This window comes from Streptococcus sp. 10F2 (genome assembly GCF_054331515.2).
The window spans coordinates 1-16,028 of record NZ_JBTGGE020000024.1 but is presented as its reverse complement, the minus strand read 5'-3'; the positions used below and the strand labels follow the sequence as shown (position 1 = coordinate 16,028).

At 41.3% G+C, this 16,028-nt stretch carries 13 protein-coding genes and 1 pseudogene; 5 read left to right on the top strand and 9 right to left on the bottom strand.

The window, feature by feature from the left end:
• Nucleotides 1-209: 209 nt before the first annotated feature.
• The 5 genes from ACXM1Q_RS05380 to ACXM1Q_RS05360 form a co-directional block, all read right to left on the bottom strand.
• Nucleotides 210-1,418, bottom strand: a complete 1,209-nt coding sequence (locus ACXM1Q_RS05380) for an ATP-binding protein (protein WP_458516887.1) — start codon at nucleotides 1,416-1,418, stop codon at nucleotides 210-212.
• 157 nt (nucleotides 1,419-1,575) lie between these two features.
• Entirely contained in the window at nucleotides 1,576-4,269 is a 2,694-nt protein-coding gene (locus tag ACXM1Q_RS05375) for a cation-translocating P-type ATPase (protein WP_458516865.1), read from the bottom strand.
• Between the two features lie 212 nt (nucleotides 4,270-4,481).
• Complete coding sequence (locus tag ACXM1Q_RS05370; RefSeq protein ID WP_458516863.1) at nucleotides 4,482-4,874, bottom strand: YwiB family protein; 393 nt, start codon at nucleotides 4,872-4,874, stop codon at nucleotides 4,482-4,484.
• Entirely contained in the window at nucleotides 4,864-5,832 is a 969-nt protein-coding gene (locus tag ACXM1Q_RS05365) for an alpha-ketoacid dehydrogenase subunit beta (protein WP_458516861.1), read from the bottom strand. The genes ACXM1Q_RS05370 and ACXM1Q_RS05365 overlap by 11 nt, the downstream gene beginning before the upstream one ends.
• Nucleotides 5,833-5,845: 13 nt before the next feature.
• Nucleotides 5,846-6,766, bottom strand: coding sequence for a thiamine pyrophosphate-dependent dehydrogenase E1 component subunit alpha (locus tag ACXM1Q_RS05360; RefSeq protein WP_458516859.1), 921 nt, complete (start codon nucleotides 6,764-6,766; stop codon nucleotides 5,846-5,848).
• A gap of 120 nt (nucleotides 6,767-6,886) precedes the next feature.
• On the opposite strand from ACXM1Q_RS05360, the gene ACXM1Q_RS05355 reads away from it, so the two are divergent.
• From ACXM1Q_RS05355 to ACXM1Q_RS05335, 5 genes are read left to right on the top strand one after another with little or no spacing between them, the layout of a single operon-like run.
• A complete protein-coding gene (locus ACXM1Q_RS05355) occupies nucleotides 6,887-8,197 on the top strand; it encodes an HD domain-containing protein (RefSeq protein WP_458516857.1) in 1,311 nt (436 codons plus the stop codon).
• On the top strand, nucleotides 8,194-9,003 hold the full coding sequence (yidA, locus tag ACXM1Q_RS05350; protein WP_458516855.1) for a sugar-phosphatase: 810 nt from the start codon (nucleotides 8,194-8,196) through the stop codon (nucleotides 9,001-9,003). Before ACXM1Q_RS05355 ends, yidA begins: the two co-directional genes overlap by 4 nt.
• A complete protein-coding gene (locus ACXM1Q_RS05345) occupies nucleotides 9,003-10,223 on the top strand; it encodes an aminoacyltransferase (protein WP_458516853.1) in 1,221 nt (406 codons plus the stop codon). The genes yidA and ACXM1Q_RS05345 overlap by 1 nt, the downstream gene beginning before the upstream one ends.
• A 32-nt stretch (nucleotides 10,224-10,255) precedes the next feature.
• Nucleotides 10,256-11,467 carry an aminoacyltransferase gene (locus ACXM1Q_RS05340; protein WP_458516851.1) on the top strand — a complete coding sequence of 404 codons (1,212 nt, stop codon included), beginning with the start codon at nucleotides 10,256-10,258 and terminating at the stop codon, nucleotides 11,465-11,467.
• Between the two features lie 5 nt (nucleotides 11,468-11,472).
• A complete protein-coding gene (locus tag ACXM1Q_RS05335) occupies nucleotides 11,473-12,684 on the top strand; it encodes an aminoacyltransferase (RefSeq protein ID WP_458516849.1) in 1,212 nt (403 codons plus the stop codon).
• A 305-nt stretch (nucleotides 12,685-12,989) separates the two neighbouring features.
• On the opposite strand, the gene ACXM1Q_RS05330 is transcribed toward ACXM1Q_RS05335, so the two are convergent.
• From ACXM1Q_RS05330 to ACXM1Q_RS05315, 4 genes and pseudogenes are all read right to left on the bottom strand, one after another.
• Nucleotides 12,990-14,831: an SH3 domain-containing protein gene (locus ACXM1Q_RS05330; protein ID WP_458516885.1), complete on the bottom strand. Its 1,842-nt coding sequence runs from the start codon at nucleotides 14,829-14,831 to the stop codon at nucleotides 12,990-12,992.
• A gap of 132 nt (nucleotides 14,832-14,963) precedes the next feature.
• Nucleotides 14,964-15,377: pseudogene (locus ACXM1Q_RS05325) on the bottom strand (SH3 domain-containing protein); the annotation flags it as partial.
• Between the two features lie 18 nt (nucleotides 15,378-15,395).
• Entirely contained in the window at nucleotides 15,396-15,638 is a 243-nt protein-coding gene (locus ACXM1Q_RS05320; protein ID WP_458516847.1) for a hypothetical protein, read from the bottom strand.
• Nucleotides 15,639-15,812: a YSIRK-type signal peptide-containing protein gene (locus ACXM1Q_RS05315; RefSeq protein WP_458516845.1), complete on the bottom strand. Its 174-nt coding sequence runs from the start codon at nucleotides 15,810-15,812 to the stop codon at nucleotides 15,639-15,641.
• Nucleotides 15,813-16,028: the final 216 nt, after the last annotated feature.

Genomic DNA, 16,028 nt, shown 5'->3' with positions numbered 1-16,028 from the left:
ATTGATCCTCTCAGATAGATTTTTCCTATCATACGATATTTCTGACTTTTCGTCAACGACATTTCAAAAATTCCCACCAAAAAGAATAGGAAATCCACACTTTCTACTTTCAACGAACCTAAAAGATTCGTGGTTTTACGAATAAGTCAAATACAATCATCGTTTGAAATCTAGTATGCAAATGACATAAGGAAACCAACCTCTAGTAATCACTCACTAACGCTGTCCTCATTCATGAGCCAATCAACAATGTAATCAACCTTTATCCCATCAATCTCATTCACTCCTTCATACCTACCCGTTATCAAGGTTTTCTTGAAGTTGTCTTTGATTAACAACAAATTATCTGTTTCATGACTATTTTCTGGAATTTGGTAGGCAACTTGGTAGTATTCAACCATCTCACCCTTCTTGGCAATAAAATCTATCTCTTTGTCATCTAATCTTACAACATTGACGTTATAGCCTCTTCTTAATAATTCCACAAAAACAATATTCTCCAATCGATTCCCTTGATTACTATTGCTAAAACTTACAGCGTAGTTCCTTAATCCATTATCAACCATAAAGTATTTTGCATTGCTTCTTAAAAGAGCCTTTCCTCTAATATCATAAGACCTTGTTTCATAAAATAGAAATGCGTCTTTTAATAGTTCTAAATACCGTACCATTGTATGGTTCGAAACTTCGATTTTTTCATTTTTTAATACATTAACAATTTTACTAGGGTTAACGAGTTGTCCAACATTATCCGCTAAATACGAAACAATATTTTTAAGCATCTGAGTATCTCTGATTCTTCCCCTTGTTGCAATGTCATTTAATAAAATAGAATCATATATCCCAGAGAGGATACTCTCCTTTAAGTATTCATTCGACAAGACAACACCTGGAAATCCGTCATACTTCTCATACTCTCTATAAGCAATATCAACCTCTCTAGATTTTTCATCAATCCCTTTCACAGCTAGAAATTCTTTGAAGGAAAAAGGATAGACTTCAATCTCTACGTATCTGCCACTCAGTAAGGTAGCCAACTCTCCAGATAATAACTTGGCATTGGAACCTGTTATCGTAATATCACAATTATAACTAACCCGCAATCCATTGATAACCCTTTGCCATCCCTCAACAAATTGAATTTCATCCACCAATACATAAAATGGATCATTATTTTTAGGGATGACATCCAAAATAGTCTCTCTAAACTCTTCTGCTGTAGTGATTAATTGATTTTCAAAACTTTCTAAATTTAGATAGATGATGTTTTCTTCCTTAATCCCTGACTCTAATAAATAATCTTTATACTGCATTAATAGGACCGATTTCCCACACCGTCTAACCCCAGTTATAACTTTAATAAAATCAGTATCTTTAAAGTCAAGCACTTTTTTTAAATAAAACGATCTCTGATACATTTCCATCCCCCTTAATTGGAAGTATACTTCCAGTTTTCAACTAGAATCTCAGAGAGTCTAACCTGACAACGGTTAAAGCGTTTTTGAAAAAGCACAAAAAGCAGTGAGCAGATCCTATCTCAAGGAACTGTCCACTGCTTTTTTAGTTCAAATCTTTTTAAATAGCGTTTTTATCCAGACCCATCCGGCGTTGGATCCATTTAACCACTTCAACAATCACCAACATGAGGACACTTCCAATAAGGACAACAGTCCATTGTTCCAAGTTCAGTTCTGTTACGTGGAAGATTTTTTCCAAAGGCTTCACAACAATTGTAGCTGCAAGTAGCACAAAGGAAACAACGATGGACCAGTTAAAGGTCTTAGACTTAAATGGTCCGACGGTAAAGACAGATTGGTAAACAGATTTAACGTTAAAGGCATGTACCAATTGGATCAAACCAAGGGTCGCAAAGGCCATGGTCAAGGCATCAGCATGGATGGCTTCGTATCCAGCGTGCACTGGATTTTGAATAGCGTACCAGTACACCGCTAAAACAAGGAGACCTTGAAGAATACCTTGGTAAACAATGGAACTGAGTACCCCACCAGAGAAGAAGCTGGAATTACGGCCACGAGGCTTGTGCTGCATGACACCTGGTTCTGCTGGCTCAACTCCAAGGGCAATCGCTGGGAAGGTATCTGTAACCAAGTTAATCCACAAGAGGTGGACAGGTTCCAAAACATCCCATCCAAAGAGGGTTGCCAAGAAGATGGTCAAGACCTCAGCCGTATTGGCAGAAAGGAGGTATTGAATGGTTTTCTGGATATTGGAGAAGACCTTCCGACCTTCTTCAACCGCCACGATAATGGTTGCGAAGTTATCATCCGCAAGAACCATATCAGACGCTCCTTTAGAAACCTCTGTACCAGTAATCCCCATTCCGATACCGATATCGGCTGTCTTGAGGGCTGGCGCATCGTTAACGCCATCCCCAGTCATGGCTACAACCTTACCTTGGTTTTGCCATGCTTTCACAATCCGCACCTTGTGTTCAGGAGACACGCGTGCATAAACCGAATACTGACCAACTACTTTTTCGAATTCCTCGTCAGATAATTCGTTAAGTTCGGCACCAGTCAAGACATGATCTTCTGTATCTGCAGGATCAATGATCCCCAAACGTTTGGCAATTGCTTCAGCCGTATCTTGGTGGTCACCTGTAATCATGATTGGACGAATGCCGGCTTCTTTAGCCACACGCACCGCTTCTGCTGCTTCCGCCCGTTCTGGGTCAATCATTCCAATCAAACCAGTGAAGATCAAATCATTCTCCAAGTTCTCAGAAGTCAAGTCTTCTGGAACAGCATCGATGATCTTATAAGCACCTGCAAGAACCCGCAGGGCTTCCTTAGCCATTGCAGAGTTATTTTGGGCAATCAACTGGCTAACTGTCTCATCAATCGGAGCTACTTCTCCAGCCTTATCACGACTGACACAACGTTTTAAGAGTTGATCCGGCGCTCCTTTCACCGCTACAAGGAAACGACCATCTTCCAAGGGGTGAACGGTTGACATGAGTTTGCGATCCGAATCAAATGGCAACTCTGCAACCCGTGGGAATTTTTCCAAATAAGCGGTCACATCCAAGCCCTTGTCCAAAGCATATTGAATAAAGGCTGTTTCAGTCGGATCTCCGATGAGATTTCCATCCGCATCAATCTTTGTGTCATTGGCCAAGACAACAGAGCGAAGAACTGGCAAATCTAAGCCAAGCTCGAGGTCATCCGTTGAATCATGAAGTTCACCATCATAGAAGACTTTCTCAACTGTCATCTTGTTCATGGTTAAGGTACCAGTCTTATCACTGGCAATAATCTCCGTGGATCCAAGAGTCTCAACGGCTGGCAAGTTTCGAACAATGGCATTTCGTTTAGCTAAAACCTGAGTTCCCAATGCCAAAACAATGGTTACAATAGCTGGTAAACCTTCTGGAATAGCTGCAACCGCCAAGGCTACGGCTGTCATCAAGCCTTCCAACCAAGGTTGACCTCGGAAAACAACACCGACTACAAAGGTCACTGCTGCAATCCCTAAAATAGCAAAAGTTAAGAATTTAGATAGCTGGTTCAGATTTTCTTTCAACGGTGTTGCGGTTTCATCTGCGTTTTGCAACATACCTGCAATATGACCAACTTCAGTATACATACCGGTATTAACAACAACCCCCATTCCACGACCATAGGTCACATTGGAATTTTGGAAGGCCATATTAACCCTATCTCCAATCCCAGCATCTTCAGCTAGGCTAGCAGCCAAGTCTTTTTCAACTGGAACAGACTCCCCTGTCAGAGCAGCCTCTTCAATTTTTAACGAATTAGCCTCCAACAAACGCATGTCTGCTGGGACAACATCTCCTGCTTCAAGAAGAACAATATCTCCTGGTACTAGTTCTTTCGAAGAAATCTCCGTAACATTCCCATCACGTAGAACACGCGCCGCAGGTGTAGACATATTCTTGAGAGCTTCAATTGCCTCCTCTGCCTTTCCTTCCTGGTAAACACCAAACATGGCATTAATGACAACTACGGCCAAAATAATGAGGGCATCCGCAATATCATGTCCACCAGAAGTGATTACTGACAAGGCGGCAGCAATCAAAAGAATGATAATCATCAAGTCTTTAAATTGCTCTAGGAATTTTTGGAGGAGGGTCTTTTTCTTCCCTTCGTCCAACTCATTGGCACCAAATTGCTCTAGACGTTCTTTTGCCTGAGCCGTTGACAGACCTTCTAACTTAGAGTCGACGAGATTCAGTGTTTCCTCGGGACTCTTGGTAAAAAAGGCAACTCGTTTTTGTTCTTTTGACAAAACTCTCCTCTTTCCAGTCTCTTTTTGGCAACAAAAAGAGACTTGTTTTATTGAACAAGTCTCGCTATTTCATCCAAGGCCGGAAATTTCTTTCGGATTGACGACCTTGTCACGGTAGAACCGTTAGCTACTCCCTTGATATCTATAGTATTGTATCAAATCTTCTAGACAATCGCAAGTTGCAACTCTGAAAAGCCACCACTAATCAGGTTCTACTCCGTTTTCCAGGTAAGGCGGAAATCATAGTGAGCAAAGACAGACTCTCCATCAGCTGCCAACAATTGATAGGTCATGGTAAGGCTCTGCTCGACTAAATCTAATTGGTAAGCATCTGTTTGGCTGATAAACTGCTGCAAGCCCATCGGTGTATGAATACCAACAGGGACTTGTTTTTGATCGACAAAACGCATAATGGACTGGGGTTGACTAAAACGTGTCATGACTAGCTCATCCTCTTTAAACTTGAGGACTACCTTTTCCCCTTCCTCATTTTTATAAAGGAAATAGGTAAAATCTCCTTTTTGTCGTTGTTCAGCTTCATAGGCTTGGTGGACCACTTCATTTTGGTCACCAACTTGAATATAATTGGTTATCTCAATCTTCACGGTAAAACTCCTCAATGGTTTGACAAATCTTATCAACACTTGGTCGAACTTGGTTTTCCAGACTTTGGGCTGCCGGTATTGGACTGAAAAGGCTCGTTAAGCGTTTGAGGCGACCTTGATAGCCCAGTTCCACAAGGGAAGCCATAATCTCTGCTGCCACTCCGAAATCCCCATAACTCTCTGTTACAATCAGAGTTTTATCCGATTTCATAGCTGCCTCCAACAATCCTTGACGGTCCAAGGGACTGATTGTTACTAAATCGACCAAGGTCACTTGGTAGGGTAGGCTCTCTAAAGCTTCTTGAACGAGAGGAAGCATAGCACCAAGGGCAATAATCGTTAAATCTTCTCCCTCTTGGATGACCTTAACCTTGCCCAACTCCACTTCATAAGCCTCCTCTGGAACATATCCAATTGTCTTATAGAGGGACTTAGGCTCCAGAACCAAGACAGGATCTGGGCTAACCACTGCTGCCATCACTAATCCTTTAGCATCATAGGGATTACTAGGCATCACTACTTGGAGCCCCGGAACATGAGCAAACCAAGCTTCCAAGCTTTGGGAATGCTGGGTTCCAGCTCCTGTTCCTCCCCCTGAAGCAGCTCGCACAACCACAGGTGCCGTCATACTTCCACAAGAGGTGTAGGCAATTTTAGCCATTTGATTAACCACTTGATCCATCGCTACTGTCAGAAAATCAGAGAATTGAATTTCCATGATTGGACGTTTACCTAGAATCGCAGCCCCCATAGCAACCCCTGTCATCGCGGCTTCTGAAATGGGGGTTTCTAACACGCGGTCGGGAAACTGCTCAATCAGTCCTTTCGTTGCGCCAAATCCACCTCCATAAATACCAATATCCTCCCCTAATACAAAGGCTCTTGGGTCCATCTCTAAGATTTGTTTTTGGGCTTCTCGAACCGCTTCCAAAAAACTGATCTGTCTTTCTTTTTCCATTTGCTTGACCTTTTTATTCTGCAGCTGGGCTCCTAAAAGCTTCTGCTGCTTCTTCCATTAACGTTTGATAGATAGATTCTTCCAAAAAGGCTAGTTCATCTTGGGTATAATACCCTTCACTTAAAATAAAGCCTCTTAAAGCAAGAATCGGATCCTGGTAGTTCAAGTATTCATCCTTGGTACGGTAGTCCTCTTTATCTGAGCGAGAATGCCCCCGGAAACGATAGGTTGTCACCTCCATCAACACCGGCCCGTTCTTCAGAGCCTCACGCGCCTGAAGAAATGCTTCTGCAACTGCAAAAATATCCTGCCCGTTGACCTTGAGACTCTTCATATCGTAATGATGTCCCCGTGTGACAATATCACCTGCAGTCATATGATCCGTATAAGAAGACATGGCATACTGGTTATTCTCAATTACAAATACAATCGGTAATTTCCACACACTGGCTAAGTTAAGACTTTCATGAAAGGTGCCTTGATTGGTAGCTCCATCACCCGAAAAACACAGTACTATCTGGTCTCTCGCATCCATTTGAATAGCCTTGGCCAAACCCAAAGCAATGGGAAAATTCCCTCCCACAATACCATTCCCGCCAATAAATCCTTTGGAGAAATCCGAAATTTGCATCGAGCCTGCACGACCACGATTGGTCCCCGATTGACGACCAAAAATTTCCGCATACATAGCCTTGGTCGAGAGTCCCTTTGCAATGGCATGCCCATGATTGCGATGGGTTGATAAAGCAAAATCATCTGGATTCGCTAGGGACAAAATTGCTGTGGCTATCGCTTCTTCTCCATTATATAAGTGAGTTGTTCCATAGACCTTCCCCTGACTATTGTAATCATCTAGGATATTCTCAAATTGGCGAATACGGACCATGGTTTCATACCAGGAAAGAATCATCTCCGATGTCCATTTCTTTGACATAACTTCCCCTTTTTCGTTTTTCTTATCCCTATTCTATCAAAAACAAAATCGATTCCCAAATGGAGACCCTCAGTCTAGTTGGAATTAGGGGAATTGATGAATTTGTGGTAAAATGTTGCTATGATTGAAAAGGTTTTTCGAGATCCAATTCACAACTACATTCATGTTAATCACCCTATTATTTATCAATTGATTAACAGCAAAGAATTTCAACGGCTACGTCGAATCAAACAGCTGGGAACCTCCAGTTTCACCTTTCATGGGGGCGAACATAGCCGTTTTTCACACTGCCTCGGAGTCTATGAGTTAGCTCGTCAAGTCACACAGAATTTTACGGAGTCCTATCCAGAGATTTGGGATCCACACGAAAATCTCCTAACCATGACTGCAGCTTTACTTCATGATATTGGACATGGGGCCTACTCTCATACTTTTGAAGGGCTTTTCCATACCGATCATGAACTCATGACCCAACGGATTATTCTAGATCCTAGCAGTCAGGTACACCAAATTTTACTTCAGGTAGCACCCGACTTTCCTGAAAAAGTGGCCAGTGTGATTGACCACTCTTACCCCAATAAACAGGTCGTACAACTTATTTCCAGTCAAATCGATGTCGACCGCATGGACTACCTCCTACGCGACTCCTATTTTACCGGAACTCACTATGGGGAATTTGATTTGACACGAATTCTACGAGTCATGAGACCTGTTGCCAACGGAATCGCCTTTCAACGAAATGGGCTTCACGCCGTTGAAGATTACATTGTCAGTCGCTTCCAAATGTATATGCAAATCTACTTCCACCCCGCAACACGAGCCATGGAGGTCCTCCTCCACAAACTCTTGGAACGGGCTCGGAAACTATTCCCTGATTATCGCGATTACTTTGCCTATTCTTCCCCTCGCCTTCTTCCTTTCTTCCAGGAAGAAGTGAGCTTGGAAGATTATCTGGCACTGGACGATGGTGTTTTGTCCACCTATTTCCAATCTTGGATGAGTAGCCCCGACAAGATTCTTTCAGACTTGGCTCAGCGAATCATCAACCGGCATGTCTTCAAGTCCGTCCTCTTTGAGAAAGAAGACGAGGAGCACCTTGAAATACTTCGGAAGCTGGTTCAAGAGGTCGGCTTTGATCCTGTTTATTACACAGCTATCCACCGCAACTTCGATTTGCCCTACGACATCTATCGACCTTCTGAAGGACGTTCTAAGACTCAAATTGAAATCCTACAGAAAGATGGCAGCTTAAAAGAACTTTCAAGTCTATCCCCCTTGGTCCAGGCTTTAACTGGAACTCGCTACGGAGACCATCGCTTTTATTTCCCCAAGGAAATGCTGGGCGAGAATGATCTCTTTTCCTTTCAAGGAAAAACCTTCCGATCCTACATTAAAAACGATAGCTTTATTTATGGAGAACCTAGAGAATGAGTATCAAATTAATTGCCGTTGATATCGACGGAACCTTAATCACACCCGATAAAAAAATCACACAGGAAGTAAAAGACGCCGTCCGTGATGCTAGCCAGGCTGGAGTGCAGGTCGTTATTGCCACTGGTCGGCCAGTTGCCGGAGTACAGCACCTCCTCCAGGAATTAGAACTCAACAAACCTGGGCATTATGTTATCACCTTCAATGGAGCCCTCGTACAAGATGCTGCGACTGGTCAAGAATTGGTCAAAGATATCCTAACCTACCAAGATTATCTAGATATTGAATACTACTCTCGTCTTCTTGGTGTCCACATGCACGCCATCACCAAAGAAGGGATTTTTACGGCCAACCGGAATATCGGTAAATACACCGTCCATGAATCCCAATTGGTCAATATGCCCATCTTCTATCGAACTCCAGAAGAGATGGCAGGCAAAGAAATCATCAAAACCATGTATATTGATGAACCAGAGATATTAGACGCTGCGATTGCCAAGTTGCCAGCAGAATTCTATGATCGTTTCACCATCGTCAAATCTACACCTTTTTATTTAGAGATTCTAAAAAAGAGTGCCAATAAAGGGCGGGCCATTCAACAATTGGCTCAAGAACTGGGCTTCACAATGGAGCAAGCCATGGCCATCGGGGACGAAGAAAATGACTTAGCCATGCTAGAAGTCGTCGGCCACCCCGTCGTCATGGAGAATGGTAATCCCAAGGTCAAACAAATCGCCAAACATATCACCAAGTCCAATCAAGAGTCTGGCGTAGCTTATGCTATTAGAAAGTGGGTCTTGAACTAATGTATACGTATCAAATCGGAATACCTGCCGAAGAGCATGATGCTTTTACCAAGGCAAGCAAACAGACCAACCTACTCCAGAGCTCTAACTGGGCAAAGATTAAGGACAATTGGGGAAATGAACGTATCGGTTTTTACCAAGATGGAATCTTAGTAGCCTCTGCTTCCATCTTAATCAAACCGCTTCCCCTAGGTTTTACCATGCTCTATATTCCCAGAGGACCGATCATGGATTACAGCAACCTAGAACTCGTTACTTTTGTCATGAACTCCTTAAAAGAATTCGGAAAAACCAAGCGTGCACTCTTTGTTAAATTCGACCCAGCTTTACTTCTCAAACAATTTGCAATCGGAGACGACAGTGACGACAATTCTGAAAGCTTGCTAGCGATTGAAAATCTTATTCAAGCTGGATGCGAATGGACTGGACGAACACAAACAATGGCAGACAGTATTCAACCTCGCTTTCAGGCCAATGTCTACACCAAAGAAGATATGTCTCCAAGCTTCCCCAAACATACCCGCCGATTAATGAAGGATGCCAAAAATCGTGGGGTCATCGCTACAAGAGGAACGATGGATGACCTTAAAAAATTCTCTAAGATTGTGGAATTAACTGAAAACCGCAAAGGAGTCTCTCTGCGTAATCAAGACTATTTTCGCAAAATGATGACCATCTATGGCGACGATGCTCGACTTCATGTCGCAAAAGTCAACCTCCCAGGACGTTTAGCCCAGTACCACGAACAATTAGCACAAATTGAAACTGAGTTAGCTCAAACAGAGCCTCATCAGAAAAAACGTTTAACAAAACTGACCCAACAGAAAGAATCTGTAGAAAAATATATCAAAGAATTCCAAGGGTTTGTGGAGCGTTTCCCAGGTGAAGAGGAACTAATCATCGCCGGAATCCTATCTGTTTCCTTTGGTAATGTCATGGAGATGCTTTATGCGGGTATGGACGAAAACTTTAAGAAATTTTATCCTCAGTATATTCTCTATCCACAGGTATTCCAAGATGCTTATGAAGATGGCATTATCTGGGCCAACATGGGAGGAGTCGAAGGAAGCTTGGACGATGGCTTAACCAAGTTCAAATCGAATTTTAATCCCAAAATCGAGGAGTTTATCGGGGAATTTAATATTCCGGTTAATAAACTACTCTATAAATTATCCAACACAGCTTACACTATTCGTAAACAATTACGAAATCGACACTAATCACAGATACACCACGGAAGGAGGTTTTATTTATGTACCACTACCAAATCAATATTCCTACTGAAGAATTTGATGCCTTTATTCGTCAGCATCCCCAAGCAAACCTCCTTCAGAGTAGCTCTTGGGCTAGCATTAAAGATAATTGGAAGAGTGAGCGACTGGTCATACGTGATCAATCTGAAACAATTGTGGCTGCAGTCCTCATCTTAATTCGCCCCCTACCTCTAGGATTTACCATGCTCTATACCCCCCGCGGACCGATTATGGACTACCAGAATCAAGAATTAGTCAGCTATGTCCTAGAAACTCTCAAAGAACGGGCTAAAAAACATAAGGCTATCTTTGTCAAATTTGATCCCAGTCTATTTCTCACTAAAACCTTTCCAGATGGAACTGTTGAACAAGATCCACAAACACAAGTAGCCCTGAAACACCTCCATACAGCAGGTGCAAAATGGTTAGGACCTAGCGAGGAACTCGAGGAAACAATCCAACCTCGCTTCCATGCCAATATTTACAGTGCCTTTTTTGAAGAAAGCAACTTGCCAAAGAAAAGCAAGCAAACTATTCGCACCGCTAAAAACAAGGGCATTGAGATCCAGTTTGGAGGTGAAGAGCTACTAGATTACTTCGTAGATTTAATGAAACAAACTGAGATACGCAAGCAAATCTCCCTACGCGGAAGGGACTACTACCAAAAACTACTTTCTACGTATGGCGATGATAGCTTCATCACAATGGCTTTTCTGAACCTAACCAATCGGATCCAAAAATTACAAACTGAGCTCTTCCAGAAAGAGAAGGAAGCAGCTAGTTTTACAGATCAAACTCGCCAAAATAAGGTTCTACAAAACCAAAAAGACCAAGAACGAATTCAATCAGAATTAGTCTTTTTAACCCAAATGCAGGAAAAATATGGAACAAAGGTACCTCTTGCAGCTACCTTAACCTTGGAGTATGGACCAACAGCCGAAAATATCTATGCGGGAATGAATAACGATTTCGGTCGTTACCAAGCTCCAATTTTAACCTGGTTGGAAACTGCCAAACACAGTTTCCAGCGTGGAAAAAATTGGCAAAACCTCGGTGGAATTGAAAACAATCTTGATGGTGGGCTGTATAACTTTAAGAAAAATCTTTCCCCTGTCATTGAAGAATTTGTCGGTGAATTTGATTTACCTACCAGTCCCCTATACTCGCTGGCTAGCTTCGCACTTAAACTTCGAAAAAAAATAAGGAAATAAATTTCATGTTAGAGACGATAACTTCCCAAGAATTTGAACAGCTAAATGTTGAAAAACGCTCCTACATGCAGAGCCCAGAAATGGCTAGTCTCTTAGAAAAACGAGGCTATACTATCGAATTCTTGGCCTATAAAGAAAGCGATCAAATCCAAGTTGCAGCCATGATCCAAACAATGCCCATGACAGGTGGACTACATATGGAGATTGTACTTGGTCCCCTAGTATTGGACTCCAAAGGTTTAAAGCCTTTCTATCAAGCTTTAAAAGCTTATGCTAAAGATAAGGGAGCTCTAGAACTAGTTCTCTTTCCTGAAAGCACCTATCAAGAATATGATTCTGTCGGTCAGCCGCTTGGAAATCCAAATACCTCTGAACTAGACTTATTAACAGAGTTAGGGTATCAATTCCAAGGCTTCCAAACAGGTTACTCCTCCTCTGCACCCAATTGGATTTACCTAAAGGACTTAACAGATCTTGATGAAAAAACTCTCTTAAACTCCTTTACAAAAAATGGAAAAGCGCTTGTCAAGAAAGCCAATACTTTTGGTATTAAACTACGACCACTAACTAGAGAGGAACTCTCACTGTTCAAAAATGTCACAGAAGCGACTTCACAACGTCGAAATTTTTCTGATAAAGACATCTCTTATTACGAATATTTCTTTGATAGTTTTGGAGAACGAGCTGAATTTATGGCAGCCTTCTTAAATTTTCAAGAATATGCCCAAGAAATCCAAAAAGGACATCAAAACTTAGCTCAAAAAATTGCTAACTTAGAAGCTCGACCAGCTAGTACCAAACGGGACAACCAATTGCGAGAATTCCGCTCACAGCTCGAAACCTTTGAGGTTCGACTAACAGAGGCTCAGGACTTTATCTCAAAATATGGCTCCAAAGATATACTACTAGCCGCTTCTCTCTTCCTCTATATGCCAAAAGAAGTTGTCTATCTCTTCTCTGGCTCTTACCCTGAATTCAATAAATTCTACGCTCCCACTTTACTTCAAGAATATGCCATGAAAGAAGCTATCAAACGGAATATCTCTCACTACAATCTTCTAGGTATTATGGGGGAATTTGATGGTCAAGATGGAGTTCTTCGTTTTAAACAAAACTTTAATGGTTACATTCAACAAAAAACAGGAACATTTATCTACTATCCTTCTCCTCTAAAAGCTAAATTTATACAAGTAATGAAAAAAATCCTTGGACGTTAAACCAAGAATCACTAAAAACGAGGCTGGGCAAAAAGTCTTAGAAATAGAAAACAGCTTAGAATTACGTCATTAGAAACGTTAGTTCTAAGCTGTTTTTAGCTATTCAAACTTCAAGCGAAGCCTAAAATGGTTCGTTTTTACCCAGCCTCATTTTCTTTTATCTTAATTTCTGATCTACTTGAAACAAGACCTTCTTTGATCTTATCTAAGTGCATAAAGCTTCATCTGTATTCAATATTCATTCAGTTTAAACTTCAATACTAATTTTTTACAAGAAAAGTAGTTTCTAAAAAATTATCTGAATACTAAATTTGTTTATGAATCTCATTTAGAGCTCTCACCACTGGATTCAAAAGCCCCAATTTTCCATCTGCATTTGACATGATTGATACAATATAATCACCTTTAGGTGTACGAACAATACCTGCATCGTTAGCTGCATGATAACCCCAGCCACCGATCCAACCAGCCTTACTAAATGTTTTATAATGTGAACCTAGGACTGATTTTATAGGTGAAAGATTTGGTTTTTCAAACCAAGTAGCAACTTCATGACCTTGAGCACTATTAGTAAAGTATTTATAATTTTGATTCCAAAGTCCCATCAAATCACGCGGGGTCAAATAAGGATAAAGCGCTTGAACTTTCCCTTCACTCAATCTAGCCTCTCTTGCCCAATTATAGATACTAGATGCACCATAGATTGTACGAAGTTGCTTATATCCCTCATTACTAGATTGGGTAAGAACCGCTAGCATAGTCGCTTTACTTTGACTCATACTTCTTGGATTCATCGATGCCAGACTTGCGACAAATGGACCTTTAATCGTACTTGCAGAATAATAGGTCTGATCAGCCCTATATTCAATCCCTTTTTTGGTAACTACATCAATCATCGAAAAGCCCATATTATATCCTTGGACTTCAAGACTTCGAATAGCTTGCACTAACTCTTTTAACTTATTGATTGTTGGTTCAAATCCACCGACTAAGGTAAATGTTTTTCCATTGACAGTTTTATGATAACGTAAAGGAATAGCTACCCCTGCAGTAGTTTGTGAATTTGTCCCTGTTGTTCCCACCTTAACTTCTGAAGTTACTGATTGGCTTGGTTGGGTAAGCTCTTCAACGGCCACATAACGACGAACTTTGGAATAAGAAATGTAAGAAATCCATCTATGGTTATCGGCTGTAAGAACAAGATCGTAGCTCACAGACTGTCCAGGTTTATAGGTCGCAATATCTGGACTCGCAATTCGAGCCTCGTTTTTCACACCTGCAATCTTACTAAAAGTATAAGTCCCTTGAGGAGCTAAGGCAGTTGCAGTATTAGCTCCTGCTGAAGTGGAAACTGTCGTTGGAACTGAAGTCTTCTGAACTGGAAGAGCTACATAGCGACGGACACCAGTGCGACTAATATAAGACAACCATAAGCGGTTCTCATTACTCACAATGCTGTCATATTTTACAGATTGTCCCTTGTTATAAGTCGCAAGAACAGGACTAGAAAGTTCAGGAGCATTCTGAACATTTGCTTTCTCTTGAAATACATAGCTTCCAGAACTTGGCAAATCTTTTTGTGAACTAGTTCCTACAGTTATAGGAACTGCTGAATTAGTCTGAGTTTGACTTGTTTTTTTGGAGGCCTTAGCATTTTCTACTACTCTAGATGGTTTTGAAGTCGAAACATCCTTACTAGTGGAGGATACATTTGTCGTAGTGTTTGTCTTCTCCACCTCAACTTTCGAGATTACTGGTTTCTTTGCTTCAGTAACTCCGCCAATAGCTACATAGCGACGAGTTCCAGAATAAGAAATATAAGAAATCCATCTATGATTATCCGCCGTAAGGACACGATCGTAGCGAACAGACTGTCCAGGCTTGTAGGTCGCAATATCTGGACTCGCAACTCGAGCTTCGTTTTTCACACCTATAGTCTTACTAAAAGTATAAATCCCTTGAGGAGCTAAGGCAGTTGGGGTATTAGCTCCTGCTGAATCAGGAGCATTCTGAACATTTGCTTTCTCTTGAAATACATAGCTTCCAGAACTTGGCAAATCTTTTTGTGAACTAGTTCCTACAGTTGTAGGAACTGCTGAATTAGTCTGAGTTTGACTTGTTTTTTTGGAGGAATTAACATTTTCCACTACTCTAGATGGTTTTGAAGTCGAAACATCCTTACCAGCAGAGGATACATTTGTTGTAGTGTTTGTCTTCTCCACCTCAACTTTCGAACTTACAGGTTTCTTTGCTTCACTAACTCCGCCAATAGCTACATAACGACGAGTTCCAGAATAAGAAATGTAAGAAATCCACCTGTGATTATCCGCCGTAAGGACACGATCGTAGCGAACAGACTGCCCAGGTTTGTAGGTCGCAATATCTGGACTCGCAATCCGAGCCTCATTTTTCACACCTGCAGTCTTACTAAAAGTATAAGTCCCTCGAGGAGCTAACGCATTCAAGGTATTGGCAACCGCGGAATCTGTTGTCTGGCCTGAAGTATTCTGAGCTGGAAGAACTACATAGCGACGAAAACCAGTTCGGCTAATATAAGACAACCATAATCGGTTTTCATTACTTACAATACTATCGTATTTTACAGACTGCCCCTTGTCATAAACCGCAAGAACCGGACTAGAAAGTTCAGGAAGATTCTGAACATTGGCTGTCTCTTGAAATACATAAGTTCCAGAACTTGGTAAATCTGTTTATGGACTAGAGGCTAAACTTCTAGAAACGGTTGAAATAGACCGATCCTGACTTGAATATTTGAAAGAAGTAGGATTTTCTACTGCTCTAGATGACTGCAAAGTCGTAGGTTCATTATTCTCTAATGCATTCTCACTTGAAATAGAGCTAGCAGAGGTAACAGATGGCACAGAATCTACTGTTGGGCTATCAAGTTCTCTTGTTTCACTTGATATTTCTCCAGTCACAACCTCTGACTCCATCTAGCTTGTCGCCTTGACATCATTGGAAACTATACTTGCAGTTTCTGTCGAAACTTCTGTGAGACTGTCCGCCTGTACCTGTCCCCCCACAAAAGCAAAACTAGCAATGAGAACTGAAGCAACTCCAAAAGAATACTTGCGAATTGAAAAACGTTGCTGCGATCCGTTGTTCATAGATGTCATTTCTGTTACTTTTCCTTTCGTTTATGTTACATCTTCATTTTATAATATTTCTTCGCTTTTTTCAATAAGACAAACAAAACTCCACGACAAACGCATGAAGAAAACTCCCTATTGAAAATTTTCAGTAACCGATAAATATTCGTAAAAGCGTCCTCTTAAGCATATAATTAGCTTAGGAGGACGTTTTTATGGATGTTATGATTTCAT

Bases quoted from the DNA above. Each gene is read 5' to 3' on its own strand.
- ACXM1Q_RS05380 (WP_458516887.1), bottom strand. From the start codon at position 1,418: ATGTATCAGAGATCGTTTTATTTAAAAAAAGTGCTTGACTTTAAAGAT.
- ACXM1Q_RS05365 (WP_458516861.1), bottom strand. From the start codon at position 5,832: ATGGAAAAAGAAAGACAGATCAGTTTTTTGGAAGCGGTTCGAGAAGCC.
- ACXM1Q_RS05360 (WP_458516859.1), bottom strand. From the start codon at position 6,766: ATGTCAAAGAAATGGACATCGGAGATGATTCTTTCCTGGTATGAAACC.
- ACXM1Q_RS05355 (WP_458516857.1), top strand. From the start codon at position 6,887: ATGATTGAAAAGGTTTTTCGAGATCCAATTCACAACTACATTCATGTT.
- yidA (WP_458516855.1), top strand. From the start codon at position 8,194: ATGAGTATCAAATTAATTGCCGTTGATATCGACGGAACCTTAATCACA.
- ACXM1Q_RS05345 (WP_458516853.1), top strand. From the start codon at position 9,003: ATGTATACGTATCAAATCGGAATACCTGCCGAAGAGCATGATGCTTTT.
- ACXM1Q_RS05340 (WP_458516851.1), top strand. From the start codon at position 10,256: ATGTACCACTACCAAATCAATATTCCTACTGAAGAATTTGATGCCTTT.
- ACXM1Q_RS05335 (WP_458516849.1), top strand. From the start codon at position 11,473: ATGTTAGAGACGATAACTTCCCAAGAATTTGAACAGCTAAATGTTGAA.
- ACXM1Q_RS05320 (WP_458516847.1), bottom strand. From the start codon at position 15,638: ATGGAGTCAGAGGTTGTGACTGGAGAAATATCAAGTGAAACAAGAGAA.
- ACXM1Q_RS05315 (WP_458516845.1), bottom strand. From the start codon at position 15,812: ATGAACAACGGATCGCAGCAACGTTTTTCAATTCGCAAGTATTCTTTT.